This window comes from Maricaulis sp. B-26 (assembly GCF_056857855.1).
The window spans coordinates 170,685-196,714 of record NZ_JBSXNX010000020.1; the positions used below are offsets into that span (position 1 = coordinate 170,685).

The following is a 26,030-nucleotide window of genomic DNA, read 5'->3' on the forward strand; positions in this document are numbered from 1 at the left end:
CGCGTGTGTTCGGGCTCAGTCGGCGTAGTTTTCCAGCGCCGGGCCGAGCGCATCGCGCAGCGGCTGGAGATGCTCTTCGAAATGGCGCCATTGTTCGACGCCGGTGTCGTAGATCGGCTGGCGGACCTGTTCGGAACTCGCCGTGCGTACGGCGCGGTCCGTGGTGTGAAAGTCGAGGCAGGCCTGCTCGAACGGCAGGCCGCAGAAATCGAGGATACGCCGCACCTGGGTCTCCAGATCGGCCACCACATCCTCATACTGGACGCGCAGGATCTGGCCCGGCAGGACCGTGTCCCAGTGCGCCATCAGCTCGACATAGCCGCGATAATAGCGGCCGACTTCCTCGAGCCCGTAGGTGAATTCCTGGCCCTCGGCGAATAATTGCTTGAAGCCGGAGAAGCAGCACGCCATCGGATGGCGGCGCGCATCGATGATCTTCGCATTGGGCAGGATCAGCTTGATCAGACCGATATGCCGGAAATTGTTCGGCATCTTGTCGGTGAAGAAGGGCGCGCCCTGCCGGTGAATGCGGGTGTTCTCGATATAGTCGCGGCCCAGCTCTTCGAGCTGTTCGGCGCTCAGCTCGTGCAGGATACGCGGATAGCGCGTGCGGTCGCTGACCCGCTTGCGCCCGCGCAGGCGGTGCGACAGGGCGAGAATATTGGGCAATTCCAGGGTGCCGTCGACCTGACTGTGCGAGGCGAGGATCTGTTCGAGCAGGGTGGAACCGGCGCGCGGCAGGCCGACGATGAAGATCGGATCCGGATCGGGACAGCCCTTGCCGCCCTGCATTTCGAATAGCTCGGGCGTGCAGACGCTCGCCTGGGCTTCCAGCTCCTCGTCCATCTGGTCGGACGTGTAGCGTGTCTGGACCCGCTTGAGGTCGTTGCCGCGCTCGTAGAAGGCGAATGACGGGTCGTATTCCGCCCGGTCCTCATGCGCCTTGCCGAGCGCGAAACAAAGGTGGATGCGGTCCTGGAAACCGAGTGCGGGACGGCGCTCCAGCGCCGTCATCTCGGCCATTTCGTCGTCGGTGAAGCGATAGGTCTTCAGATTGGCGAGCGCATACCAGGCATCGCCGTGATCGGGCTTGGCCGCGATGGCCGCCCGGTAGGACTCGATCGCCGCGTCGGTCTTGCCGAAGGTCTTCAGCGCGTGTCCGCGCGAAGTGAGCGTCGCGGGGTCGTTCGGGAGTTTCGCCAGAATGTCGTCGAAGATGCCGAGCGCGGTTTCGTAATCGCCGGTCTGCATCGACTCGATCGCAAAGTGCGACTGGAATATCGGGTTGCGGGGATCGCCGTCATAAAGACGTTTCGCCTCGCGCAGCGCGTCCTCGAATTTCTGCCGCTTGCGCAGGACCTGGATATAGTCGAGGCGCAGCTGGGTATTGTCGGGCTCGAACTCGATCGCACTCTCGAGCAGGAATTCGGCATCCTCGAGCACGCCGAAACGAGTGCCGATCTCCGCCAGAAGGCGCATGCCCTCCGTGTCCTGCTTGTTCTTCTGGAGATAGGCGCGGCAGAGCTGTTCCGCCTTGAGGAGCTTGCCTTCGTGCAGGAGATGGCTCACCGCCATCAGCTCGCGCGGAAGCGCGGCGAGCCGGTCCGCCTGGGCCCGGGCCTGGGCGGCCTCGCCCGGCGATCCGGCGTCTTCCAGCAAATCGGCCTGGGCCCGCCAGCTGGCTTCCAGCGCGGGATTGAACTGGCAGGCGCGGCGATAGGCCTGGATCGCGCCGGCCCGGTCGCCGATAGCCTTGAGCAGATGTCCCTCTTCCTGGTAGGCGCGCCCGAATTCCGGCGCGGTCCGGTGCAACCGGTCGAGATAGGCTTTCGCCGCCTCCGGCCGCTTGCGGTAACGCTCGCAGACGGCGGCCATATAGAGGCCGTCCACATAGTCCGGATCGGCTTCCAGAGCGGGCAAGACCGTTTCCAGGGCCTGGTCGAACTGGCCCTCATACATCAGCGCCTGGGCGCGTTTGAGCATGTCGGCATGGCTTTCCGCGGCTTGGGACAAGCAGGACTCCGCTCGGCAACGATAGAAAGCGCCCCGGGGGTCCGGGGCGCTTCCATTATTGTGGTCGATTGTCGCGTGACAACCGGGATCAGTAGTCGATCGCGACCCGCACGCCGAGCGTACGCGGACGGACCACCGTGACGCGCTCGCGGTCGAAAACGAAATTGTTCGCGATCTCGGCACGCTCGTCGGTCAGGTTGTTCGCGAAGAACTCGACGGACCAGCGCTCGTCGCTGACGCCGGCCGTGAGGGCGAAGGTCGCATAGCTGTCCAGCTCGACCTTGTTGATCTCGATCACGTCGCTGACGGATCCGTCCGAGACGACCATTTGCGGCATCACGTGAGCGGTCAGACCGGATTCCAGGAACCACTCGTAGCGGGCCCGGAGATTGGCCTGGTAGCTCGGCGCGAAGGCCAGCTCGGAACCGACGATGACGTCGTTGGTCGGCGTCAGAACCTCGGTGATCTCGGTGTCGAGCAGCGAGAAGGCACCGGAAACGGTGAGACCTTCAATGCTCGCCGGCGCCCAGGTGATGTCACCCTCGAGGCCGCGGATTTCGGCATTGGCCGCGTTGTCCGAGAAGAAGAGGTTGGTGATGCTCGGGTCGAAGATCGTCGTCTGGAGACGCTCGATATCGACCATGAAGGCATTACCGTTGAAGCGCAGCTGGTTGTCGAACAGCGTCGTTTTCCAGCCGAGTTCGTAATTGGTCACCTCGTCCGTATCGAGCGCGAAGGGCACCGTGTACCCGCCCGGTCCGGCCGCGCCGCCGGGACGGTTGAGCAGACCCGGACGGAAGCCTTCCGACGCCGTGACGTAGAAGAGCAGATCGTCGTTCGGCGTCCAGGTGAGCGTACCCTTGAAGATGGTGCCGCTGGTCGCCGCCGCATCCGGATTTCCGAACGGATTGTCCGGCGCATAGAGCGCCGAGATATTGGTACCGAAAGCTTGCGCATCGGTCGTCTGGCCGAAGTTGAAGAAGGAGGAGTTAGCACTGCCTTCCATGTCGACTTCGATATCGTACCAGCGCGCGCCCAGCGTGAAGGCCAGCTGATCGGTGATGTCGAAGGTCGCTTCACCGAAGACGCCGAGCTGCTCGTCCGTGCGCAGGATATCGTTGCGGAAGATTACGCCTTCCGGGAAAGGCCCCGGATCGGAGAAATAGCCCGGAGAGGCATTGCCGATCTCGCCCGTTACCGCCGTATTGGTCAGCGGGTAGTTCGGACCGAAGCCGGTTTCGCTGTTGAAGGCGATGGCCTGGGTCGAACCCGGATAGGTGAAGTCGTTCAGCTCACGCAGTTCCAGATCGGAATAGAAAGCGCCGAAAGTCGCGCGGATGCGATGCTCTTCCGGCGTATTGAAGCGAATCTCCTGCGTGAAGACTTCCGTTTCCGTACGCGAATCCACGAACAGATTGGGGGCCTGGCAGGTGCCGGCCGGGTCCAGAGCGCCCGGATAGGTCACAGAGCCGTCGCAGATGTAATAGGGCAGATACTGGCCGACGAAGAGATAGTCGGAATAGTCGACGCGCTGATTGGTCTCGCGGTCCGTGAAGGCACCGGTATAGACCATGTCGAGCATGCCCACGCGGCCTTCCAGGGTCCAGCTGGTGTTATGGAAGCGGTCTTCCAGATCGTCTTCCTCGAAACGCTGGATCTGCAGATCGTCCAGCTCCGGGTCCATGAAGAAGACGCCTTCGCTGTCCAGCTGCTGCTGGGCGTGGGCGACCGTCAGGCTCCAGTCGGCGTTGATGTCCCACAGGCCGCTGACGCGGAAACCGGAATAGGTCGTGTCGTTGAAATCTTCTTCGACGAGGCCGGTATTGTTCGCCTCGATGAAGGTCACACCGGTCAGGTCGGCGGTCGACTGGAAGCCGGCGCGCTGGGCGGAAACCGGGACGCCATTGGAGCGCATCGTGCCGACCGGACGGAAGCGGGCCGATTCGGACGCATCGCGCGTACCCGCGACATTGTCGATATAGCCACCCTGGTTGTCGACATAGACCACGCCGCGCAGGGCGAAATTGTCGGCGACCGGGAAGTTGACCATCACCTCGGCATTATTGCTCATCTCGCCGCCTTCGGTGAAGGAGGTGCCGAACTGGGCGCTGGCCAGGAACTCGCCGATCACCGGCTTGTTCGTGATCATGCGGACCGTACCGGCCTGCGAGCTGGCGCCGTAGAGCGTGCCCTGCGGACCGGCGAGAACCTCGATACGCTCCATATCGGCAGCGTAGACGTCCAGATTGCGGCCCGGCTGTGCGAGCGGCTGTTCGTCGAGATAGAAGGCGACGTTCGGTGCGAGGCCGGCCACGCCCGCCGTGGTCAGGTTCGGCGTCGTCGAGGCAAGGCCGCGGATATAGATGGTGGACTGACCCGGGCCGCTACCGCCCGCGGTCACGCCGGGGAGCTGCTGCAGGTAATCGGTAAAGACGTCGACGCCGAGTTCCTCGAGCGTCTCTTCATTCATCGCGTTGACCGCGATCGGAACGGTCTGCGTCGTCGTTTCACGCTTGCTGGCGGTGACGGTGATGACATCGACCTGCGCAGCAGCGGAACCCGCGGCGGCGACCGAAATGGCAGCTGCGGAAAGGATCGTCGTGGTTAGTGCACGTTGCTTCAGCATGACGCGGTAAAGCCCCTTTTTTGTAAACCAGTGACCGAAATTTCGAGATTGGTTAAAGGGTCTAGAGCCTTGCGGGATTATTGGCCACAGCTTCTTTGAGTTGAAAGCACATACCGGACCGCCGAAAATCCCGGTACGACGAAGGACACGTGGCGCAACTTGTTGTTCATAAAGAATTTTGCTGACTGCGTTACATAGGAACAACACCCCGACGCGATTTCTCGAAACCGGCGCAAATTCATTGCGGTGCAGCGAGTTTCTACGTTTTCGAAGTTTTTTCTTTCGATCTCTAAGCAGTTTCCAGGCACGCTGCGGCGCAAGGCGTATTGGAAAGCCCGAACTTCTTGGGTACACCGATCCGCACGACAACAACGGTCCACCGAATGAGTGATCACGACGAAATCCTTGTCGCGTTGCGCCGCATCACGCGCGCGATCGACCTCCAGTCCAAACGCCTGGTGAAGGCGACCGGTCTGACCGCGCCTCAGCTCGTGGTCATCGACACGCTGCACAAGGGCGGTGAGATGTCGCCCAGCGCGATCGCCCGGAAAGTCTCGCTCAGCCAGGCCACGATCACCTCGATACTCGACCGGCTCACCCAGGCCGGCCTCGTTGAGCGCATACGCAGCGACAAGGACAAGCGCGTCGTGCTGGCACGCCTCACCGCCAAGGGGGAAGCGGCGAGCGAAAAATCGCCGGAACTGCTCCAGGCCGGTTTCATGCGCTCCTTCCGGCAGCTGCAACCCTGGGAACAGAACATGCTGATCGCCTCGCTGCAGCGCATCGCCGAACTGATGGACGCCGAGGATCTCGACGCCTCGCCCTTCCTCGATACGGGCGAGATCGCACGGTGAGCGACTCGCCTCGCGGGACCGCGGGCAAGCCGCTGGCCGGTTTGCGGGTGGTCGAGCTCGCCCGCATCCTCGCCGGCCCCTGGGTCGGGCAGACCCTGGCCGATCTCGGCGCGGACGTGATCAAGGTGGAGAGCCCGGCCGGCGACGACACCCGCACCTGGGGTCCGCCCTGGATCGAGCATGAAAGCGGGCGCGCGGCGGCCTATTATCATTCCTGCAATCGCGGCAAACGCTCGATCGCTCTGGACTTCCGCGATCCGGACGATCTGGAGACCGCCCGTCAGCTGGTCGATACGGCGGACGTCGTGATCGAGAACTTCAAGGTCGACGGACTGAAGAAGTTCGGGCTCGACTGGGAGAGCGTGAAAGTCCGCAACCCTCGACTCGTCTACTGCTCCATTACCGGCTTCGGCCAGACCGGGCCCTACGCACATCGCGCCGGTTACGACCTCGCCATACAGGGCATGAGCGGCGTGATGGACATCACCGGCGAGCCCGATGGCCCGCCCCAGCGCCTCGGCGTCGCCTTCGCCGACGTCTTCACCGGGCTTTACGGCGTGATCGCCGTGCAGGCGGCGCTGGCTCACCGGGACCGCACCGGCGAGGGGCAATGGATCGATCTCGCTCTGCTCGACTCGATGATGGGCGTGCTCGGCAACCAGGCACTCAACTATCTGGCGACCGGAAAATCGCCGAAGCGGATCGGCAATGCCCATCCCTCGATCGTCCCCTACGGCGATTTCGAGTGCGCAGACGGCCACATCATCATCGCATGCGGGAATGATGCCCAGTTCGAACGGCTCGCCGCCATTCTCGATCTGGAGTCGGCGGTTTTCGAAGCCAACCGGACCAATGCCGAGCGCGTCGGCAATCGCGATGCCCTGTGCGCCCGAATTGCCGAGACGACCCGTACGCAGCCGCGCGCCCACTGGCTCGCCGCATTCGAGGCCGACGGGATTCCCGCCGGTCCGATCAATTCGGTCGCCGAAGCCTTTGCCGACCCCCAGGCCGTCCATCGCGGGCTGCAGGTCGAGCGCGACGGTATTCCAGGCGTGACTACACCCATCCGCATGTCCGGTGCCGATATCGGCGACGACCGCCGCGCCCCGGGCATCGGCGAGCATTCCGAGGAAATCCGGGCCGAGCTGGCGGCCCGCCTTTCGGAAACGGGCACGAAAAAGGGCGAACCCGGCTAGACGGGCCCGCCCTTCCGATATCGCCCCAGCCCCCTGGGTCGACACTTCTCTCCAAGGATCAGTTGAAGGTTTCTCCCTTCGCGGCCTTGTCGGCGAGGAGCTTGCAGATCTCGTCGCCCTTGCCGGCGGCCTTGAGCCCCTCGACCACCGCTTCCAGACCGATCGTGTCGGCCCAGAACATCGGACCGCCGGTATAGGCCGGCCAGCCATAGCCGTTGATCCAGACCGTATCGATGTCCGAGGCGCGCTGGGCCATGCCCTCCTCGAGGATTTTCGCGCCCTCATTGATCATCGGGAAGAGCAGGCGGGCGCGGATTTCGTCCGCGGTGAAGTCCTGCTGCGGCAGACCCGACTTCTCGGCGAAGCCGGCAATGATCTCCTCGACCTCCTTCGACGGGCTCGAACGGCGGTTCTCGTCGTAATCATAGAAGCCCTTGCCGGTCTTCTGGCCGCGGCGGTCGCGCTCGCAGAGCACTTCGCGGATGGTCGAACCGGAGGATTTTTCCTTGTCCCAGCCCAGATCCAGACCGGCGAGATCCGACATCTGGAAGGGACCCATCGGCATGCCGAAATCGGTCAGCGCCTTGTCGATGTCCCAGGGCTTGGCACCCTGCAGAAGGAGCTGGTTGGCGGCCTGCTGGCGCGGGCTGAGCATGCGATTGCCGATAAAGCCGTGGCACACGCCGGCAACGACGGCGACCTTGCCGATCTTCCTGGACAGCGCCATCGCGGTCTTGAGCACGGACGGCTCGGTCTTCGCCGCCCGGACGATCTCCAGCAGGCGCATGACATTGGCCGGCGAGAAGAAGTGCAGCCCCAGCACCGAACCGGGACGTTTCGTCTCTGCCGCCATCTCGTCGACATCGAGATAGCTGGTATTGGACGCCAGGATCGCACCCTCCTTCACGATACCGTCGAGCTTGCGGAAGACGTCCTTCTTCACGTCCATATTCTCGAACACCGCCTCGATGACGAGATCGCAATCGGCGAGATCGGTCATCTCGAGGGTCGGCGTGAGAAGCCCCATCGCCTTGTTCACCTGCGCGTCCGTGAAGCGGCCCCTGGCCGCCGAGCGCTCGTAATTCTTGCGGATGATTCCGACGCCGCGATCCAGCGCGTCCTGCTCGCGCTCGAGAATCGTGACCGGATAGCCGGCGGTCAGGAAGTTCATGGCGATACCGCCGCCCATCGTGCCGGCGCCGAGAATGCCGACCTTCTTGACGTCGATCAGCGGGGTGTCGGCCGGAATGTCGTCGATCTTGGCCGCCGCGCGCTCGGCGAAGAAGACATGGCGCAGCGCTTTCGACTGGGTGCCCGTCATCAGCTTGCCGAAAAGCTCGCGCTCTTTCTTCGTACCCTCCGCAAAGGGTAGATCGATCGCCGCCTTGACCGCCTCGAGACAGGCCTCGGGCGCCTCGAACCCTTTGAGACGGCGCATCTGGGTCTTGCGGAATTCGTCGAAGAAGGCGTCGTCCGATGCGATCTCGCCGATCTTGTCGGTGCGTGCGCTGGACACGGGATGGCTGTCCTTGCCGATCACGGACCTGGCAAAGGCGACACCGCTCCCGGCGAGCCCGTCCTCGGCTACCAGCTTGTCGACCAGACCGATCGCCTCGGCTTTGGCGGCGCTGATCGGATCGCCCTTGACGACCATCGGCAGGGCATCCTTCACGCCGACCACGCGCGGCAGGCGCTGCGTGCCGCCGGCCCCCGGAAGGAGACCCAGCTTCACTTCCGGCAGGCCGAGTTTTGCCGAGGCCACGGCGATGCGGTAATGGCAGCCCAGCGCGACTTCCAGACCGCCGCCCAGCGCCGTGCCGTGAATGGCGGCGACGACGGGCTTGGCGCTCGCCTCGATGGCATCGATGACGTCTGGCAGGGAGGGGCCGACCGGCGGCTTGCCGAACTCGGTGATGTCGGCACCTGCGAAGAAGGTCCGGCCCTCGCAGGTAATCACGACCGCCTTGATCGCATCGTCCGCCGCCGCTTCCGCGATCGCATCGGCGAGACCGGCGCGCACGGCCTGGCCGAGGGCGTTGACGGGCGGATTGTCGGACGTGACGACGAGCACCTCGCCATCCTTGCGGGTCGTGATTACGGACATCGCGAATTCCTCCTATGGGCGGGGTCACGCCGCAAAGGTCCGGCGTCCCAGTTCTGACGTCAGGGTAGCGCGCCGGCGCACGCCGTGAAGCTCTTGATTGAGCCCGTTTTGCCGGCCACATTCAATTTCGGGAAGACGCATACCCTGCATTCGATAGTGAATGCAACAGCTATCACTGCCCTGTCTGGCCGCCCCTTCATTTTCGTGCATATTGATCGAGATGCCTCTTTAATCGATAATCGAGACAACAAACCGAAAACAGGATTACGGGGATGAATTACGACACTGAAGGCAGTGGGCCGGACGCTGCGCCGGAACTGCCGGAGGGCTGGCCCGCACTCAGCCTGGAACAGGCGCAGGCCATGCTCTGCGCGCCGGACATGCGCTTCGAGATGGAGACCGCGACCATTCGCGGCGTCGAGACCCGCGTCTGGAAGAATGCCCTGCCCAGCCTCGCCGCACTCGCGCGTCACGGTCGCATGCACGGCGATGCGCTGTTCACGGTCTATGAGGACGAGCGGGTCAGTTACGAAGCCTGGTTCCGGGCGACGGCCGCGCTTGCCCATCACCTGCAATCCCTCGGCATCCGCAAGGGCGACCGGGTCGCTCTGGCCATGCGCAATCTGCCGGAATGGCCGGCCGCCTTTTTCGCCATTACCGCGATCGGTGCCGTGGTCGTTCCGCTCAATGCCTGGTGGACCGGCGCCGAACTCGCCTACGGGCTGAGGCATTCGGGCGCCCGCGCGCTCGTCTGCGACATGGAACGCTGGGACCGTATCGGCCCCGAGACCACCGGTCTCGACGCGCTGGAACACGTCCTGGTCAGCCGCTGCGACGGCGATCCGGAAGGCGGCGCGGCCCGGCTGGAAGAGGTGATCGGCGCGCCCGGGAGCTGGATGTCCCTTCCCGATCAGGACCTGCCCGGCGTGGCGATCGATCCCGAAGACAATGCGACGATCTTCTATACCAGCGGCACGACGGGAAACCCCAAGGGCGCGCTCGGAACCCACCGTAATATCACCACCAATATCCTGTCCTCCGGCTATGCGGCGGCGCGCTCCTTCCTGAGACGCGGCGAAGCCCCGCCGGAACCGGCGCCCAAGGTGACGCTGACGGTGATCCCGCTCTTCCACGTCACCGCCTGCAATGCCGGCATGATGGGCGCCATTTTCGCCGGAAATACCATGGTCTTCATGCATAAATGGGACACGGTGAAGGCCTTCCGGATCATCGAGCGCGAGAAGGTCAATGTGACCGGCGGCGTGCCGACCATTGCCTGGCAATTGCTCGAACATCCCGACCGGGACAAGTACGACCTGTCCTCGCTGGAAGCGATCGCCTATGGCGGCGCGCCGGCGGCGCCCGATCTCGTCCGCCGCATCAAGAGCGAATTCGGCGCCCTGCCCGGAAACGGCTGGGGCATGACGGAGACCTCGGCCACGGTGACCAGCCATTCCTCCGAGGACTATCTCAACCGGCCGGATAGTTGCGGGCCGCCGGTCCCGGTCGCCGAGCTGAAGATCATGAGCGAGGACGGCAGCCGCGAACTGCCCGTCGGCGCAGTCGGCGAGCTTTGGGCCAAGGGTCCGATGATCGTGAAGGAATACTGGAACAATCCGGAAGCCTCGGCCGAGACCTTCACCGATGGCTGGGTTCGCACCGGCGATCTCGCCCGCCTCGACGAGGAAGGCTTCTGCTACATCGTCGACCGGGCCAAGGACATCGTCATTCGCGGCGGCGAGAACATCTATTCGACCGAGGTCGAGAACATTCTCTACGATCATCCCGCCGTGACCGATGCCGCCCTGATCGGCATCCCGCACCGCACGCTCGGGGAAGAGCCGGCAGCGGTGGTCCATCTGGCGCCGGGGCTAATCGTATCCGAGGCCGAGCTGCAGGACTGGGTGCGCCAGCACCTCGCCGGCTTCAAGGTTCCGGTCCGCATCCTGTTTGCAAAAGACACACTGCCGCGCAATGCCAACGGGAAGATCATGAAAGCCGAACTGCGCCCGCTTTTCGAAGCGGACGCCGCGGCCGGCGCGGCCTAGGGGAGACATGCAATGCTTTTGACGACACTTGCAGTGGCCGGAACGGCTCTGCTGACCCAGCCGGCCTATGAGGCGCCGGACTATGACGAGGCCAGCAACTGGCTGTGCCGGCCCGGACGCGAAGACGCCTGCGCGATCGATCTCGATACGACCGTCGTCGCGGCCGACGGCACGATGACTGTCGAACCGCACGTCGCGGCCGAGGATCCCGGCTATGACTGCTTCTACGTCTATCCGACGGTCTCGACCGACATGACGGCGAACAGCGATCTGGTCGCCGACCCGGCCGAGCACCGCGTCATTGCGGCCCAGTTCGCCCGCTTCAATTCGGTCTGCCGCCCCTTTGCGCCCATGTATCGCCAGGTCACGCTGGCGGCCCTGCGCTCCATGATGACGGGCGAAGGGACAATGGGCGCGGACGGCGTCATGGCCTATCGCGACGTAGCCGCCGCCTTCGAACATTATCTCGAGCACGACAATGACGGGCGCCCCTTCGTGCTCATCGGGCACTCGCAGGGGACGCGTATGCTGACCCAGCTGATCGCGCGGCGCATCGACGGCCAGCCCGTCCAGGAGCAGATGATTTCCGCCCTTCTGATCGGCTTCAATGTCGAAGTGCCCGAGGGCGCGGATCGCGGCGGTGTCTTCCAGTCCGTGCCGCTCTGCCGCGCGGCGGACCAGACCGGCTGCGTGGTCAGCTATGTCAGCTTCCGCGCCGACGCCCCGCCGCCGCCGACTTCCCGCTTCGGACGCGTCGAGGCCGAGGGCCATCAGGCCGCCTGCACCAATCCGGCGGACCTCTCCGGCAATCAGGCGGTGGAACTGGACGCCTATCTCAATGCCGGTGCCGCCTTCACCTCATCGGCCGATGCCGGCCCCTGGGTAGAGGGCGGCGCGCCGGTCGAGACCGGCTTCGTGCGCGTTCCCGGCCTGCTTACCGGTCAGTGCGTCGATAACGGGCATGGCAGCTATTTCGCCGTGACCGTGAATGGCGACCCGGCCGATCCGCGCACCGACGAGATCGTCGGCGACGTCGTCGCCAACGGCCAGGTTCTCGCCGATTGGGGCCTGCACCTGATCGATGTCGGGATCGTCCAGGGCGACCTTATCGATCTGGTCGAGACCCAGGCGGCTGCGCACTGAACCTGCCGGCTTCGTAAAGACCGAAGGGCGAGCCTCCGGGCTCGCCCTTTTTCGTGCCGTCAGACGAAGATCGCGACGCTCTGCATTCCCGAAAGGATGAGATCGCCGGAGGAATTCCAGACCTGCATGGTCTGGTTGGACGAGCCGTTGCGGGCATAGTCCGCGACCGAGCGCGTCAGCCACCAGCCGTCCGCACTGGCCGGTGCGTCGGACAGGACATTGACCATCCATGTCATGGAGCTGATCGGGCCGAACTCCTTGGCCAGCATCATCGCGGCGGGCGGCATGGCATCGCCGATCGCCATCAGCTCGACCGCCGGATGCAGGCCGGTCCGGTCGCCCAGCTTCGCCCAGCGCAGGAATTCCGGCGCCGGCTCGTCCTGCTTCGGGGCGGCGTAGCGGAACTCGAAATTATTGGTGAAGAAGCTTGGATCGGGGTGCGGCCTGACCGGGATCGCCTCGTCCAGAGCGATCGACGTGGCCGGCAGGGTATCGACCATGTCGATGCCGGACTTCAGATTGGTCATGAAGACGAAAAGTCCGCGCGTCCCCAGCTTGCCGTCGCAATAGACGCTCGCCTCGATGAAGGCCGCCGTACGGCCGCGGCGCAGGAGACGGGTCTCGACCGTCACCTCGCCCGCGACCGGACCGACGAAGGCGATCTGGGCGGAGCGAAGCGGCGGCAGGTCGTCCTCGCTGCGCAGGGCGGCATCGAGCGCGATCGCGGCCGTCAGCCCGCCATAGGCCGTGCGGCCCTGCATCCAGGTCGGCGGAATTGCGAGCGCCAGGCCGGTTTCGTTCGCCTGCGCCGCGGTCAGGATGTCGTTGAGCGTCACGGTCGGGGAATCTCCGCAGCAATGGCTTCGGCCTTCGCGAATAGCGCGGGGTCAATCTCGAGACCAGACGCGGCCGCATTGGCTTCCAGCTGCTCCGGCCGGCTCACACCGACGATGGCGGACGCCACATTCGGCTCGCGCAATACCCAGGCAAGCGCGAACTGCGCCATGGAGCAGCCGGCCTCCTCGGCGAGCGGCTTCATCCGGTCGACGGCCTCGATCACTTCCGGCCGCAGCCAGCCGCCGATAAAGCCGCTCATCTCGTCCGAGGTCGCGCGCGTACCCGCCGGCGGTGCTTCGCCCGCCTTGTACTTGCCCGAGAGCACACCCTGGGCCAGCGGCGACCAGACGATCTGGGAGATGCCATTGGCAGCGCAAAGCGGGATCACCGCCTTTTCCGGGCGGCGCCAGAGGATGGAGTATTGCGGCTGGCTGGAGACGAATTTCTCCACGCCCTTCAGCGCGAGCGCGTCCTCGATATTCTTCGGCGACCATTCAGAGAAGCCGATATAGCGGACCTTGCCCGCCTCGACCGCCCGGCTCAGCGCCTCCATCGTCTCCTCGAGCGGGGTGTCCGCGTCATAGCGGTGACACTGGTAGAGATCGACATAATCGGTGCCGAGACGTTTCAGCGAGGCATCGAGCTGTTTCTCGATCTGGACGCGGGAGAGCCCCTTGTCGGTCTCGCTCATCTCGCCGAACACCTTGGTGCCGAGGATATAGCTGTCGCGCTGGCGATCCTTGAGCATCTCGCCCAGCACGCTTTCCGCCGCACCGCGCCCGTAGACATTGGCCGTGTCGATGAAATTGATGCCGAGATCGAAGGCCCGGTCGAGACTGGCCCGGGCCTTGTCGTGCTCGATGCCGACCCCGAAGGTCAGCCAGGTCCCCAGGGAGATCTCGGAGACTTCGAGATCGCTGCTGCCGAGTTGACGGTATTTCATGATCTAGAACCCCTTTATCATCAGTGCGACGGATCTGGCGCCGGCCCGCCGGTTTTCCGAAATGGCCTGGTATTCCGGGCTTTCGAGAAAATCGCGGGCTGCGGCCTCGTCCTCGAAGGCCATGACGACGACCTTGTCGCCCGGCCATGTCCCTTCCAGGACGACCGGCGCTTCATCGGCGGCCAGCACGCGGATGCCGCGCTCGATGAAGAGCTTGGTCGCCGCCGCCTGGTAGGTGCGATAACGCGCCTCGTCGGTGAATTCGAGCTGGGCGATAACATAGACGGTCATGGCTAGCGAACCTCGTTCAGGGGTGTTTCAACGGCGCGCACGGCAGCCGGCGCGACGGGGCGGGAAGAGGACAGGCCGCCATCGACGGCGAGCGCCTGACCCGTGACATGGCTGACCGCGTCGGAGGCCAGACAGAGTAGATCGCGGCTCATATCGTCGATCCGCCGTCGACGACGATCATCTGGCCGTTGACGTAGCCGCCTGCCTCCGAGGCCAGGAAGACCGCGGCGCCGGCGAGATCCTTCGGCTCCCCCATGCGGCGCATGGGGTGGCTGGTATTGAAAGCCTTCTCGGCCTCCGGATTTTCCCAGAGGGCACGGGCGAAATCGGTGCGGATGAGGCCCGGCGCGATACAGTTCGTGCGGATATTGTACTGGCCGTATTCGACGGCGTAATTGCGCGCCAGCTGGAAGTCGGCCGCCTTGGAAATGTTGTAGGCACCGATGGACGGCGACCCGCGAAGCCCGCCGATCGAGGAGACCACGATCAGCGCGCCGGATTTGCGCGCCTTCATTTCCGGCAGGACCATCTGCATCAGCCAGTGATTGGACAGGATGTTGTTGTCGAGGATCTTGCGAAACTGCTCGTCCGAGATACCGCCGATCGGCCCGTAATAGGGGTTCGTCGCCGCATTGCAGACGACGATGTCGATCTGGCCGAAAGCGTCTCGGGTCCTTGCGACCAGATTTTCCAGCTCGGCCTTTTCGGAGATGCTTGCGGGAATGGCGATCGCCGCGCCGGGGTGTTTCGCATCGATCTCGTCGGCGACCGCCTCGCAGGCTGGCCCCTTGCGACTGGAGATTACCACCCTGGCGCCCTGTTCGGCCATTTCCTCGGCGATCGCCTTGCCGATCCCGCGCGACGAACCGGTGATGATCGCGGTCTTGCCTTCCAGGCTGAACAGGGACATGGGCGTTTTCCTTCATGGCTGGGCCGGCCGCACCGGCGCTATGGGTACGGGTCAGACGACGGGACGAGCACCGGCCTTGCGCGCAAAATCCCAGGCCGCTTCGGCGAGCGGCACCAGGCGCGCCGCCGTGGCCTCGGCGCGGTCGCTGGAGGCATTGCCGTCGATGATGCGCTTCTTGATGCCCTGGACGATGCCGACCAGGCGGAAGAGGTTATAGGCGAAGTACCAGTCCATATCCGGCAGGCCGCTCCGGCCGGTCAGCTCGCAATAAAGCCCGACCATGTCTTCTAGCGGCGGTATGCCCGTGGCCTCGAAATCAACGCCCAGCAATCCCGCCCCGCCCTCGCCCGACGGCAGGGCCCATTGCATGGCGAGATAGGTGAAATCGGCCAGCGGATCGCCGAGCGTCGACAATTCCCAGTCCAGCACGGCAAGAATGCGGGTTCCGTCCGGCTCGAACAGCGCATTGTCGATGCGGTAATCGCCATGGATGATCGATGTGCGTGTCTGTTCGGGCACGGTCTCGCCGAGGAAGGCGATCAGGTTTTCCACCTCGGGCACGTCGTCGGTCTGCGACGCCCGGTACTGCTTGGTCCAGCGCCCCACCTGGCGCTCGAAATAATTGCCCGGCTTGCCGTAATCGCCCAGACCAACCGCCTCCGGATCGAGGCTGTGCAGACGGGCCAGGGTCGAGACGAGTTCCCGGTACATGGCATTGCGCGCCTCCGGGGTCTCGTCCGGCAGCGCGCCGTCGGCCAGGCTGCGACCGTTCACGAGCTCCATGACGTAGAAGATCGAGCCGATCACCTTCTCGTCCGTGCACAGCGCACAAGGCCGCGCGACGGGAAATCCGGTGGGATGCAGCGCGGCGATCAGGCGGTATTCGCGATCCACGGCATGCGCGGAGGGCAGGGTCGGACCGAAGGGCTTGCGGCGCAAAACCCAGGATTGCCCGCCCGCCTCGACACGATAGGTCGGATTGGACTGCCCGCCGGGAAATTTCTCGAGCGAAACGGGACCCGAAAACCCCTCGATCCGGGAGGCAAGCCACGCCTCCAGGCGCTGAAGATCGATATCGTCCTGCAACCGGATTTCCTCCACCCGTCCCGCGATCCCGCAACCGTCTGCCGGACCTGCATGTCCCTGCCCGCGATACATCGGAAAAACGAGCATACCTGATGTTCTGGAATTGCAAACCCGGAGACCTGCACGACTCCCAATTTTGACGCGCACGTAAAGCTATATAACAGGAAAACGGGAAGGCCATTTTTCCCGAGAAAATACATACCGCTTCTGCTATGATGCAAAGGCGCAAAGAAAGAAAGTCTAGCGATGACGTCAGGTGACGATTCTGACGAACTCTGCTAAGCGAATGGAATGAATGGCACCGAAAACAGCGCTGTGAGCGCAAAAACACGACGTTTCGAACAGAAACGCGAAATGATCCTCGACGCCGCCGCGACCCTGATCAACAGGCACGGCGTGCGGGGGATGACCTTCGTCGACGTCGCGCAGCTCGTCGATCTCAACACAACCAGCATTACCTATTACTTCAAGCGCAAGGAATTGCTGGCCGCGGCGGTCCTCGAACGTTCGCTCGAGCGGATCGAGGCGCTGGTCGCCGAGTCCGCCGCGAAGCCCACGCCGCAGGCGCGCGTTTCCCATTATATCCGCGAGAATTTCGCCCTGCAGGCCCGCATCAATGCGGACGAGGAACGTCCGATCGCGATCCTGTCCGACATCCGGGCCCTGAACGAGCCCTATAATACCGATCTGACGCAGCGCTATATTTCCGTCTTCCGCAAGCTGCGCACCTTTTTCGACGTCCCGCGCACGGCAGAAGAGAAGATTCTCGCCACGATCCGCGCCCATGTCCTGGTCCAGAACATGTTCTGGCTGCCGGCCTGGCTGACGCAGTATTCGACCGGGGATTACGACCGCGTCTCCCATCGCCTCATCGAGATCTTCGAAAACGGTATCGCGCCGGAGAAGGCGCGCTGGCATCCGGACCTGCTGGAGATCGACGAGGCCGAGCTGAAGGTCGGCATCGAAGGCATGCCGGGCAATTTCGCACGCGCCGCGACCTTCCTCATCAATGAGCGCGGCTATCGCGGCGCCTCGGTCGAACAGATCGCCTCGGAACTGAATGTCACCAAGGGCAGTTTCTATCACCACCTCGAGGCCAAGGACGAGCTGGTACTGGAGTGCTTCCGCCGAAGCTATGGGCGCGTCTCCCTGGTACAGCGAGCCGCCACAAACGCCGGCGGCGATCACTGGCAACAGCTCTGCTCCTCGATCGCGACCCTGTTGAACGTGCAGATGTTTTCCGAATTCCCGCTTCTGCGGACGACGGCCCTTCAGGCCCTGCCGAACGAGTTGCGCGACGACGTGCTCGACCGGTCCAACCGCATGGCCCGCCGCTTCGCCGGCATGATGATCGACGGCATCACCGAAGGATCGGTCAAGGCCATCGACCCCCTGGTGGCCAGCCAGATGCTCATGGGTACGCTCAACTCGGCCTATGACCTGCGCGACTGGATCCAGGGCGTCTCGCCGCAGACCGCCTTCGCCTATTACGGCTCGACCATCGCCTATGGCCTGTTCGCCGACCCGGCCCGTTTCCGCGCCGGCTGACATCACGACCGCATGTCAGGCGGAGCTGTCGGATGACGCCACAAGAATAAGGGCCCCGGTCTTCCGACCGGGGCCCTAATTTTTGGCACTACTTCCGCCGATCAGAATTCGCTGTTGAACCCGATCCGGATCAGACGTCCCAGCGGGTTACCCGTGAAGGGATCGTAGTTGTAGTCCAGACGCGCAAAGCTCGGATCCTCATCGGTGATATTGATCGCCGTGAAGGACAGGCTCGTCGTGTCGTTGACGTGATAGCGAAGGTTCACATCGGTCGTGAATTGCGAGTCGATGGTCGAACCTTGAGTCAGGACCGGATTGCCCGGGATGTAGGCACTCGGCGCAAACGGCCCCGTACCCGCCAGAGCACGCTGGTCCCGATAGCTGTCGATGTAGTTGAAGGTGACGCGGGCATCGAAATTGGCACGGTTCCATTCGAAGAAGCCGCGCCCCTTCCATTCCGGCACCGGATAGGCGGTGGTCTGGAAGTTCATGAAACCGACGCCGTCGAAACCTTCCTGAACGACCACGCCCTCGACGATTTCGTCGCCGAGCTCATTGCCGATCATGTAGGTCGCGGTGATGCCGCCATTGAGCTCGCCACCCATGAACTCGCCGAACTCGTAGTTCATGATGAAGTCGATACCCGAACTGGTCAGATCACCGCCATTGACGGTCTCCGTCCGCACGCGCGCAATGTTCGCCGCGGCACAGGTACCCGCACCCGGGACCCCGCCACCATCATTGAACTGGAAGCGCTCGCGCAGGCCGTCGAAGGCCGGGTCGGTACAGTTCGCCGGATCGGCGAACAGCGTGGCGACCATGCCGGAGAGCGGCTCCACCGTGATGGTGTCCTCGATCTCGTAGCGGAAATAGTCGACGCTGGCCGAGAAACGGCCCGTATCGACCAGCAGACCGACCGAGTAGTTCGTGGCCGATTCCGGCTCGAGCGCCGGATTGCCGAACACGTCCACCGGACGGAAGCTCGAGGCGATCACCTGCAGCGAGGTCACATTGCGATCGACCAGCTGCTGGGCCGGCGGCCCGCGGAAGGTCGTCGCCACGGAACCCCGGAGCGCGAAGGTGTCGTTGAGCTGCCAGCGCGCCGTGACCTTCGGGTCGAAGGTCGAGCCGGTCTGGCCGCCATAATCCTCGAAGCGTGCTGCGAGCTGGACATTGAAGTCCTCGGTCACCGGCAGCTGGAGTTCGCCGAAGATGGCGTAGACGTCATTCGTGGCGTCCACGTCGGCATTGGAGCCGAGGAAGGCCAGGGCGCCGGTCTGCGGGCTACACGTGGTATTGCCGGTCACCGGCGTGTCACGGCACGGATTGACCGCGATATTATTGTTCGGACCGTAGCGGGCCTCGAACGTGTTTTCGCGGTATTGCGCACCGGCACCGAAGAGGACCGGACCACCGGCCAGCTCCCAGCCGGTCTCGCCGCTGATCGTGCCTTCGATCGCGAGCAGCTCGGTATCGAGATTGGTCGTCGATTCCACGAAGAACCAGTTGTACAGCTCGACCGCGTTCGGCACGGCCGCGCCGCCCGGACGAACATCGCCGGTCGACGGATTGCCCGCCACGGCATTGCCGAACGGGTTCAGCCAGAGACAGCCCCCGGCACCCGGCGTCCCCGTGATGAAGTCGCAGTTCGGGCCGCCCAGACCGTGCAGTGCCAGCTGCACCCGGTCGCCGAAGGAATCATAGCCGTTAAAGAAACGCTCGAACCGGTGATAGGTGACGTTCAGATCGAACTGCATCGTGTCCGAGAGATCGCCGCTCAGCCCCGTCGAGATACGGAAGGTGTCATTCTCGCGCTGGCTCACGGCCGATCCCAGATCGTCCGGATTGCCGGCGAAGGCCGGATTGCCGCCCGCAAGCGTGGGCCGGAAGAGCAGGGTCGGGAACAGAACGGCAAGCGTGCCGGCCGGCACGGCGCCCGGATTTTCCGTCACCAGCTGCTGGAAGCCCGGATTCGTCGCCGGAACGATGAAGCCGCTCGGCGACCCGCCCACAATGGCCGAGGGCGACTGGGTCAGCAGATAGGTCGGCGAGGTGCGATAGTGCGGAACCTCGTCATTGCCGAGCAGAAGGGTGGTGCGCCACTCGATATTGTCCGTCAGATCGAGGGAGAAATCGCCCCAGAGCTGGTAGCGGTCCTCTTCCTCGACGAGCGCGTCGAAGCTCGTGTACTGCGTGCGGCACCAGTTGATCGAGGTGACATAGCCCCCGAGCACGTCACAATCCGGGTCGGCGCGCAGACCGCCGATCGGTCCGAAGCCGAAGCCCGGAATGATGCCGAGCGGCAGGAAGGTCGCGGGGTTGCCGCCGCCCGTCCAGCCACCTTCAGGATTGTTCTCGAAAGGCTGGACCGCGAAGTCGCGGTCGATCGCCAGAAGCTCGGAACGGTGCTGATAGCCGGCGGCCAGCATGACGCTGAAATTGTCGCCCTGATGGCCCCAGCTGCCGTTCAGATTGTAGTCGCCGTCGCTACCGTCGACGAAGGTGTAGTCGCCGCTGAAGCGGAAACCTTCCTGGTCGGACCGGGTGATGAAGTTCACCACGCCGCCGATGGCGTCGGAGCCGTAAATGGCGGCCGCGCCGTCCTTCAGCACCTCGATGCGTCCGATCGCGGCCTGCGGCAGCAGGTTGAGGTCCACGAAGGGAACCCCCGTACCGGCCTGCACGAGACGGCGATTGTTCAGCAGGACAAGCGTGCGCTGCGGGCTCAGACCCCGCAGGTTCACCGAGGACATGCCCTCGGTCGCTTGCGACCGGCTGTCGAACTGGTTGGTGTCGCCGATGACACCGCTCGACACCGGAAGCGCCTTGATCAATTCGACCGGCGACGGATTGCCGAGGCGGGCGAGTTCTTCGCCCGACAGCACGTCGACCGGCAGCGCCGCATCTTCCGGCGTGCCGCGAATCACCGAGCCGGTGACGATGATCACATCGTCGTCTTGCCCCCATGCAGCGGAACCGCCCGCCGCAGTCAATGCGAGGGCAGTCAGCGCGCTTGAGGCGCACAGTAAACCCTTAACAGTCATAATCTCCTCCCAGACTGGCGCGGCTGTTTCGTATATTTTTCCATACCGCACCTTCGATTAGAACAATGCCCTGAAATCAAGTCAAGAAACTTGAAGGCTTTTCAGACACTATTATTGAGAATTATTCGCTTTCCCTAGAGGGCAAGCCGCTCAATTCAGATGGCGCGGTTCGCGTACTGCGAACAGGATGACAGCCAGACCGGCGAGCAGACTCACAAGAGCGAGCCAGAATACCGGCACCAGTCCGAAGAAGAGCGCGATGAGACCGCCGAGTAGCGGGCCAAGGGCCGCCATCGAGGTCTCGGCCGTCGTCGAAAGCGCGAGACGCATCGGAATATCGTCGCGATGCCCGAACTCGAGCACGAGTGTCGTCACGGAAAGCATGTATCCGGACATTGCCGTGCCCAGTCCGATGAAGACGATGAAGAATTGCCAGGGCTCGGTGGCGAGGATGAGCACCACCATGGATGCGGCCCAGACGGCCAGCGTGCCGATGAAGGTGAGCCGGAAACCGTATCGGTCCCCCAGCGTGCCCCAGACCAGATTGGTGACCGTGTCCGCCCCGAGAAAGGCCAGCGAGAACCAGCCGATCGCCGCACCGCCGACCTCCATCACGGAGCCCGCGTGGATGATGCAGAAGGGGATCGCGATACGGCCCATCGTGGCCAGAAGCTGGGCGATCAGGAAATTCCGGTAGTCGCGATCGCTCAGCAGTTCCGGGAACTGCCGGATCCGGTCGAAGACCCGCATTCGCATCTTCACCGTCGGGCTCTCCGGCTCGCGCATGAAGATGTAGAGCGCGGTCAGGCCGAGACTGGTCAGCACGAAGGCCACCATGAAGGTGGTGGCATAGCCGTTTCCGAGGGCATTGTTCTCGATCAGGTGAATGCCCGCCCAGAAGGACAGCGCCGCAGCGATCGCGCCGCCGGCCAGGTTCCGCCAGGCCTGCAGCCGGCCGCGCATGCGGATCGGGATGACCTTGGCCATGAGCACCTGGAAGGCCACCCGCTGGGACCCCAGGAAGAAGCCCAGCATGAAGAGGAAGAAGAAGGTCGCCACGACCAGCGGCGTTCCGTTCAGGAACCAGCCTCCGAGCGCGATGCCGAGCATCTGGATACGCATCATCGTGCCGATGCTCACAGCCGCCGGCATGACCCGCCGCCGGTGCTCGATCTGGGACGCGCCAAGTACGGGAGAGGCGATCGCACCGACCTGCATGAGCGCCTGTCCGAGCCCGACCAGAAAGGGCGATCCGGTCAGGAGATAGAGATAGGCCGGCACGAAGGTCGGCGCCATGATCAGGCGGAACCCGGTCATGCCCAGCATGCCGTGGGCGAAATTGGCGATGTAATTGCGCCGCAGATTGCCCTCGACGAAGGCCTCGTAGGCCGCTTCGCCCTCAGCCTCCGTCACCGGCGGTTCCGCTGTCGGAACCGCCGGTTCGGGCCTATCCGACAGCTCGCTCAATAGCCGCCCATTTGCGCGAAACGCTCCCGGTGGAAGGCCGCATTGCCCCAGGCAGTCTCGAGGATGCGGGCCCGCTTGATGTAGAAGCCGGCATGATGCTCGTCGGTCATGCCGATCCCGCCATGCAGCTGGATCATCTCGCGGCTCACCAGGTGAACCGTATCGCCGGCGACCGCCTTGGCGAGCGCGACCTTTTCCGCGATGTCGTCCCGGCCCGCATCGATGGCCTCGAGCGCGCCTTCGACGACCGAGCGCATCAGTTCGATCTGCGTGAACTGGTGGGCCATGCGGTGCTGAAGCGCCTGGAAGCGGGACAGGATTTCGCCGAACTGCTCGCGCGTTTTCAGATATTCCAGCGTGTCCTCGAAGGCCTGGACAGCGAGGCCCAACATTTCGGCGGCCGCGCCGGCACGGGCGCGATCGAGGACCTGGTCGAGCAGGGCCGCACCGTCCGCATCGCCCAGCAGGGCGTCTCCTGGCAGTTCGACCGCATCGAAGCCCACCTCCGCATGACTGCGCGCATCGACCATGTTCCGGGAAGCGCGCGACACGCCCTTCGCATCGGCCGGCACCAGAAAGAGGCCGATCCCGGCTTCGGTGCGGGCGGCCACGATGAAGAGGCCGGCCGCATCGCCTTCGGCGACGAAGGCTTTCGTTCCGCTCAGCGCCCAGCCATCGCCGGACACCTCCGCTCGCGCCTCGATTTTTGCCGGGTCATGACGCGGCCCCTCGTCGACGGCGAGGGCAGCGATCAGCTCTCCGCTGGCGATCTTCGGCAGCCAGGCCGATTTCTGGTCTTCGCTCCCGCCCAGCAGGAGCGCGCTCGTCGCGGCCAGGGACGAGGTCGCCAGAGGGCTGGCCGTCAGCGTACGGCCGGTCTCCTCGAGCACGAGACCAAGGCTGAGATAGCCGAAGTCCGATCCGCCGTATTCTTCCGGAATGACGACTCCCGTCCAGCCCATCTCCGCCATCGCGGCGAAAGCCTTCGGATCGAAGCCGATGGCGTCTCCCGCATCGCGGACCTTGCGGAAGGCCGGGACGGGAGACTCGTTGCGGGACCATTCGCGCGCCATGTCGCGCAGCATGGTCTGCTCTTCATTGAGGACAGCCATTGTCTTTCTCCCGGTCCTATTGGTGGTCCAGCATCCCGAGGATGCGCTTGGCGATGACATTGTTCTGGATCTCGGTCGTGCCGCCATAGATCGAGACGGCCTTGCCCCAGAGCCAGCCGCGCGTGGCGCCGAGCTCGGCCTGCGAGAAGCCCTCACCCTCCCAGCCGAGGCCGGCCATCCCCATGATCTCGAGCGTCAGCTCCGCCCGCTCCTGGGTGATCCGCGCCCCGACATTCTTCAGGATTGAACTGCCTAGGGAGATGTTCCCGCTCTTGGATTCCAGCATCACCCGCCGCGCCGTGGCCTGGAAGCTCTTCGCTTCCATCTCGTGACGCACGATGCGCATGCGCAGATCGCTGTCCGCAATCCGGCCCTGCTCGTCGACGCCGACATATTGCTTGGCGAGGTCGGACAGGGAGGGTCCCATCTGGCGGGACATACGGCCGCCGCCGGACAGATTGGTCCGTTCGTGCTGAAGCAGGCGCTTGCCGATCGTCCAGCCGTTGTTGAGCTCGCCGACCAGGTTTTCCTTGGGAACCTTCACATCCGTGAAAAAGGTTTCGCAGAAAGGCGAGGTACCGGAAATCATCCGGATCGGCTTCACCTCGACGCCCGGCGACTTCATGTCGAGCAGGATGAAGGAAATGCCTTCATGCTTCTTCGTCGTGTCCGTGCGCACGAGCGCAAAGCACCAGTCGGCCCATTGCCCGCCCGAGGTCCAGGTCTTCTGACCGTTGATCAGCCAGTGATCGCCCTTGTCCTCGCATCTGGTCTGAAGGCTGGCCAGATCCGATCCGGCCCCCGGCTCGGAATAGCCCTGGCACCAGCGGATCTCGCCCCGGCAGATGGGCGGGATGTGGCGCTTCTTCTGCTCTTCGGACGCGAATTCCAGCAGGGTCGGCCCGAGCATCATCACGCCCAGGCCGCCGATCGGGTTCCAGGCCCCGGCCTTGCCCATTTCTTCCTGCAGGACACGCGCTTCCTGGAAGGAGAGCCCGCCGCCGCCATAGGCTTTCGGCCAGGTCGGCGTACCCCAGCCCTTCTCGCCCATGGCCTTCTTCCAGGCCATGGCCTCCGGCGAGGCCCGGCTTTCGCCCTCGACGGTCGCCAGGACATTCTCCTTGCCGACGAGCGATTGCGGGAAATTCGCCGCCAGCCAGGCGGCCGCCTCTTCCCGGAACGCCTCGAGCGCGTCCGCCGGTGCGGGTGCGTCTATGGTTGCCATCTCACTGCCCTCCTCGCGTGAACATCGGGACCGGCGGGCTGTCCTCGCCCGTCGGCTTGAAAACCAGCTCGACGCGCTGGCCGATAGCCAGGCCGTCGAGATCGCAATCGGTGATATTGGTCAGCATGGCCGGCCCTTCATCGAGGACGACCCAGGCCACGGCATAAGGCGCCCCGGCACCGCGCCGCATGACCGAGACGCTGTAGATCTCGCCCTTGCCGGATGCCTCCAGCCAGTCCGTGTCGGACGATCCGCAATAGGGGCAGATCGTTCGCGGATAATAGTGCGCATCCCCGCAGCTCTTGCAGCTGCGCAGGAGGAGCCGCCCGTCCGCAGCCGCTTCCCAGAAAGGCGCCGTCTCCGGATTCGGCTCCGGCGCGGCGAGTTTGCGTTCGCTCTGCTGACTCATGACTGTCGCTCCAGAATGACCGTGGCGGCGCCGTGACGAGCCCCCAGCGAACCGCCGATCCCGGTCGCGACCGCCAGATCGCAATCGGGGACCTGGACGGCCGGATGCGCCTCGCCGCGCAACTGCCGGACGGCTTCGATGACCTTGGTGATGCCGCCCCGGAACATGGGGTGATTGCTGCACAAACCGCCGCCATCCGTATTGAAGGGCAGCTTGCCGGTGCCGGAGATGAGATTGCCGTCGGCGACGAATTTCCCGCCCTCGCCCTTGGTGCAGAAGCCCAGATCTTCCAGCTGCATCAGGACGGTGATGGTGAAGCTGTCATAGATCGAGGCGTATTTGATGTCCGCCGGCGTCACGCCGGCCTCCTCGAAGGCGGCCGGACCCGAGCGGGCGGCAGCCGAGGCGGTCAGGTCCAGACCCTTGCCGCCGGACGGCCCTTTCGTCGCCTCGCCGGCGCCCCGGACCGCAACCAGCGGCCGGTCCAGCGATTTTGCGATTTCCGGCGCCACCACGACCAGCGCCCCGCCGCCATCCGTCGTCACGCAGCAATCGAGCCGGTGCAGCGGATCGGCGATCATCGGGCTTTCCAGCACCTCCTCGACGGTCACCACCTTCGGCAGCATGGCGTTCGGATTGTGCTGGGCATGATGGGACGCCGCGACCTTGATCCAGGCCAGCTGTTCCGACGTCGTGCCGTATTCGTGCATATGGCGCGTCGCGCACATGCCGTAGCTGGTGTGATTGGTCAGGCCGACGAAGTTCTCGAACTGCCCCTCCGGCGCGCCGGGCCGGAAGCGCATCACAGTCTCCGAGCGCGGCCGCCCGGCCAGCGTGATCAGCGCCACCTTGCACTTGCCCATGGCGATCGCCTGGGCGGCATGACCGACATGCTGGATATAGGTGCAGCCGCCCATCTCGGTGCTGTCGGCATGGCGCACCTTGAGGCCGAGATAGTCGATCATCGAGATCGGACCGAAGCCGGGCGCATCGGTGGCACAGAAATAGCCGTCGACATCCTCGATGCTCAGCCCGGCATCGGCCAGGGCTCCCGCCGCGCACTCGGCATGCAGCTGAGGCGTCGACTTGTCCGGCGCCAGCCGCGTGGGGTGTTCGAAAGCGCCGGCGATATAGGCGGCATTACGCAGGGACATGGGGACTCCGTAGTGAGACG

20 protein-coding genes are annotated in these 26,030 nt (G+C 64.3%); 5 read left to right on the top strand and 15 right to left on the bottom strand.

Annotated features, from left to right (window positions below):
* Positions 1-15 precede the first annotated feature (15 nt).
* Positions 16-1,983: a tetratricopeptide repeat-containing sulfotransferase family protein gene (locus AC13HB_RS07345; RefSeq protein ID WP_482949180.1), complete on the bottom strand. Its 1,968-nt coding sequence runs from the start codon at positions 1,981-1,983 to the stop codon at positions 16-18.
* A gap of 118 nt (positions 1,984-2,101) precedes the next feature.
* Positions 2,102-4,639 (bottom strand): TonB-dependent receptor, encoded by a 2,538-nt coding sequence (locus tag AC13HB_RS07350; RefSeq protein ID WP_482949089.1) that lies wholly within the window; start codon positions 4,637-4,639, stop codon positions 2,102-2,104.
* Between the two features lie 383 nt (positions 4,640-5,022).
* On the opposite strand from AC13HB_RS07350, the gene AC13HB_RS07355 reads away from it, so the two are divergent.
* Together AC13HB_RS07355 and AC13HB_RS07360 are read left to right on the top strand one after the other, a co-directional pair.
* Positions 5,023-5,493 carry a MarR family winged helix-turn-helix transcriptional regulator gene (locus AC13HB_RS07355; protein WP_482949090.1) on the top strand — a complete coding sequence of 157 codons (471 nt, stop codon included), beginning with the start codon at positions 5,023-5,025 and terminating at the stop codon, positions 5,491-5,493.
* Complete coding sequence (locus tag AC13HB_RS07360) at positions 5,490-6,689, top strand: CaiB/BaiF CoA transferase family protein (protein WP_482949091.1); 1,200 nt, start codon at positions 5,490-5,492, stop codon at positions 6,687-6,689. The genes AC13HB_RS07355 and AC13HB_RS07360 overlap by 4 nt, the downstream gene beginning before the upstream one ends.
* Before the next feature lie 58 nt (positions 6,690-6,747).
* On the opposite strand, the gene AC13HB_RS07365 is transcribed toward AC13HB_RS07360, so the two are convergent.
* Positions 6,748-8,793 (bottom strand): 3-hydroxyacyl-CoA dehydrogenase NAD-binding domain-containing protein, encoded by a 2,046-nt coding sequence (locus AC13HB_RS07365; protein WP_482949092.1) that lies wholly within the window; start codon positions 8,791-8,793, stop codon positions 6,748-6,750.
* 272 nt (positions 8,794-9,065) lie between these two features.
* Here AC13HB_RS07365 and AC13HB_RS07370 point away from each other — a divergent pair, with 272 nt between their 5' ends.
* Both AC13HB_RS07370 and AC13HB_RS07375 read left to right on the top strand, forming a co-directional pair.
* Positions 9,066-10,841 carry a class I adenylate-forming enzyme family protein gene (locus AC13HB_RS07370; protein WP_482949093.1) on the top strand — a complete coding sequence of 592 codons (1,776 nt, stop codon included), beginning with the start codon at positions 9,066-9,068 and terminating at the stop codon, positions 10,839-10,841.
* 12 nt (positions 10,842-10,853) lie between these two features.
* Positions 10,854-11,984 carry a DUF3089 domain-containing protein gene (locus tag AC13HB_RS07375; RefSeq protein ID WP_482949094.1) on the top strand — a complete coding sequence of 377 codons (1,131 nt, stop codon included), beginning with the start codon at positions 10,854-10,856 and terminating at the stop codon, positions 11,982-11,984.
* Between the two features lie 59 nt (positions 11,985-12,043).
* Here AC13HB_RS07375 and AC13HB_RS07380 read toward each other — a convergent pair whose 3' ends face one another.
* From AC13HB_RS07380 to AC13HB_RS07405, 6 genes are read right to left on the bottom strand one after another with little or no spacing between them, the layout of a single operon-like run.
* Positions 12,044-12,820 carry a thioesterase family protein gene (locus tag AC13HB_RS07380; protein ID WP_482949095.1) on the bottom strand — a complete coding sequence of 259 codons (777 nt, stop codon included), beginning with the start codon at positions 12,818-12,820 and terminating at the stop codon, positions 12,044-12,046.
* A complete protein-coding gene (locus AC13HB_RS07385) occupies positions 12,817-13,764 on the bottom strand; it encodes an aldo/keto reductase family protein (protein ID WP_482949096.1) in 948 nt (315 codons plus the stop codon). The genes AC13HB_RS07380 and AC13HB_RS07385 overlap by 4 nt, the downstream gene beginning before the upstream one ends.
* Before the next feature lie 3 nt (positions 13,765-13,767).
* Positions 13,768-14,055, bottom strand: coding sequence for a DUF1330 domain-containing protein (locus AC13HB_RS07390; RefSeq protein ID WP_482949097.1), 288 nt, complete (start codon positions 14,053-14,055; stop codon positions 13,768-13,770).
* A 2-nt stretch (positions 14,056-14,057) separates the two neighbouring features.
* Positions 14,058-14,207, bottom strand: coding sequence for a hypothetical protein (locus AC13HB_RS07395; protein WP_482949098.1), 150 nt, complete (start codon positions 14,205-14,207; stop codon positions 14,058-14,060).
* Complete coding sequence (locus tag AC13HB_RS07400) at positions 14,204-14,965, bottom strand: SDR family NAD(P)-dependent oxidoreductase (protein ID WP_482949099.1); 762 nt, start codon at positions 14,963-14,965, stop codon at positions 14,204-14,206. Before AC13HB_RS07400 ends, AC13HB_RS07395 begins: the two co-directional genes overlap by 4 nt.
* A 51-nt stretch (positions 14,966-15,016) precedes the next feature.
* Positions 15,017-16,138: a phosphotransferase family protein gene (locus AC13HB_RS07405; RefSeq protein WP_482949100.1), complete on the bottom strand. Its 1,122-nt coding sequence runs from the start codon at positions 16,136-16,138 to the stop codon at positions 15,017-15,019.
* Between the two features lie 267 nt (positions 16,139-16,405).
* On the opposite strand from AC13HB_RS07405, the gene AC13HB_RS07410 reads away from it, so the two are divergent.
* Positions 16,406-17,599, top strand: coding sequence for a TetR/AcrR family transcriptional regulator (locus AC13HB_RS07410; protein WP_482949101.1), 1,194 nt, complete (start codon positions 16,406-16,408; stop codon positions 17,597-17,599).
* Between the two features lie 101 nt (positions 17,600-17,700).
* On the opposite strand, the gene AC13HB_RS07415 is transcribed toward AC13HB_RS07410, so the two are convergent.
* From AC13HB_RS07415 to AC13HB_RS07440, 6 genes are all read right to left on the bottom strand, one after another.
* On the bottom strand, positions 17,701-20,643 hold the full coding sequence (locus AC13HB_RS07415) for a TonB-dependent receptor domain-containing protein (RefSeq protein WP_482949102.1): 2,943 nt from the start codon (positions 20,641-20,643) through the stop codon (positions 17,701-17,703).
* 150 nt (positions 20,644-20,793) lie between these two features.
* Positions 20,794-22,056 (bottom strand): MFS transporter, encoded by a 1,263-nt coding sequence (locus tag AC13HB_RS07420; protein ID WP_482949103.1) that lies wholly within the window; start codon positions 22,054-22,056, stop codon positions 20,794-20,796.
* 50 nt (positions 22,057-22,106) lie between these two features.
* The gene (locus tag AC13HB_RS07425; protein WP_482949104.1) at positions 22,107-23,222 is read right to left on the bottom strand and encodes an acyl-CoA dehydrogenase family protein; all 1,116 of its coding nucleotides are present in this window, start codon (positions 23,220-23,222) and stop codon (positions 22,107-22,109) included.
* 16 nt (positions 23,223-23,238) lie between these two features.
* Positions 23,239-24,447: an acyl-CoA dehydrogenase family protein gene (locus tag AC13HB_RS07430; protein ID WP_482949105.1), complete on the bottom strand. Its 1,209-nt coding sequence runs from the start codon at positions 24,445-24,447 to the stop codon at positions 23,239-23,241.
* A gap of 1 nt (position 24,448) precedes the next feature.
* Positions 24,449-24,856 (bottom strand): Zn-ribbon domain-containing OB-fold protein, encoded by a 408-nt coding sequence (locus AC13HB_RS07435; RefSeq protein ID WP_482949106.1) that lies wholly within the window; start codon positions 24,854-24,856, stop codon positions 24,449-24,451.
* Positions 24,853-26,010 carry a thiolase domain-containing protein gene (locus AC13HB_RS07440; protein WP_482949107.1) on the bottom strand — a complete coding sequence of 386 codons (1,158 nt, stop codon included), beginning with the start codon at positions 26,008-26,010 and terminating at the stop codon, positions 24,853-24,855. The genes AC13HB_RS07435 and AC13HB_RS07440 overlap by 4 nt, the downstream gene beginning before the upstream one ends.
* Positions 26,011-26,030: the final 20 nt, after the last annotated feature.

Coding starts and splice junctions, on each gene's coding strand:
- AC13HB_RS07370 (WP_482949093.1), top strand. CDS start 9,066: ATGAATTACGACACTGAAGGCAGTGGGCCGGACGCTGCGCCGGAACTG.
- AC13HB_RS07390 (WP_482949097.1), bottom strand. CDS start 14,055: ATGACCGTCTATGTTATCGCCCAGCTCGAATTCACCGACGAGGCGCGT.
- AC13HB_RS07375 (WP_482949094.1), top strand. CDS start 10,854: ATGCTTTTGACGACACTTGCAGTGGCCGGAACGGCTCTGCTGACCCAG.
- AC13HB_RS07345 (WP_482949180.1), bottom strand. CDS start 1,983: ATGCTCAAACGCGCCCAGGCGCTGATGTATGAGGGCCAGTTCGACCAG.
- AC13HB_RS07395 (WP_482949098.1), bottom strand. CDS start 14,207: ATGAGCCGCGATCTACTCTGTCTGGCCTCCGACGCGGTCAGCCATGTC.
- AC13HB_RS07430 (WP_482949105.1), bottom strand. CDS start 24,447: ATGGCAACCATAGACGCACCCGCACCGGCGGACGCGCTCGAGGCGTTC.
- AC13HB_RS07405 (WP_482949100.1), bottom strand. CDS start 16,138: ATGCTCGTTTTTCCGATGTATCGCGGGCAGGGACATGCAGGTCCGGCA.
- AC13HB_RS07385 (WP_482949096.1), bottom strand. CDS start 13,764: ATGAAATACCGTCAACTCGGCAGCAGCGATCTCGAAGTCTCCGAGATC.
- AC13HB_RS07410 (WP_482949101.1), top strand. CDS start 16,406: ATGATCCTCGACGCCGCCGCGACCCTGATCAACAGGCACGGCGTGCGG.
- AC13HB_RS07425 (WP_482949104.1), bottom strand. CDS start 23,222: ATGGCTGTCCTCAATGAAGAGCAGACCATGCTGCGCGACATGGCGCGC.
- AC13HB_RS07440 (WP_482949107.1), bottom strand. CDS start 26,010: ATGTCCCTGCGTAATGCCGCCTATATCGCCGGCGCTTTCGAACACCCC.
- AC13HB_RS07350 (WP_482949089.1), bottom strand. CDS start 4,639: ATGCTGAAGCAACGTGCACTAACCACGACGATCCTTTCCGCAGCTGCC.
- AC13HB_RS07435 (WP_482949106.1), bottom strand. CDS start 24,856: ATGAGTCAGCAGAGCGAACGCAAACTCGCCGCGCCGGAGCCGAATCCG.
- AC13HB_RS07365 (WP_482949092.1), bottom strand. CDS start 8,793: ATGTCCGTAATCACGACCCGCAAGGATGGCGAGGTGCTCGTCGTCACG.
- AC13HB_RS07355 (WP_482949090.1), top strand. CDS start 5,023: ATGAGTGATCACGACGAAATCCTTGTCGCGTTGCGCCGCATCACGCGC.
- AC13HB_RS07400 (WP_482949099.1), bottom strand. CDS start 14,965: ATGTCCCTGTTCAGCCTGGAAGGCAAGACCGCGATCATCACCGGTTCG.
- AC13HB_RS07415 (WP_482949102.1), bottom strand. CDS start 20,643: ATGACTGTTAAGGGTTTACTGTGCGCCTCAAGCGCGCTGACTGCCCTC.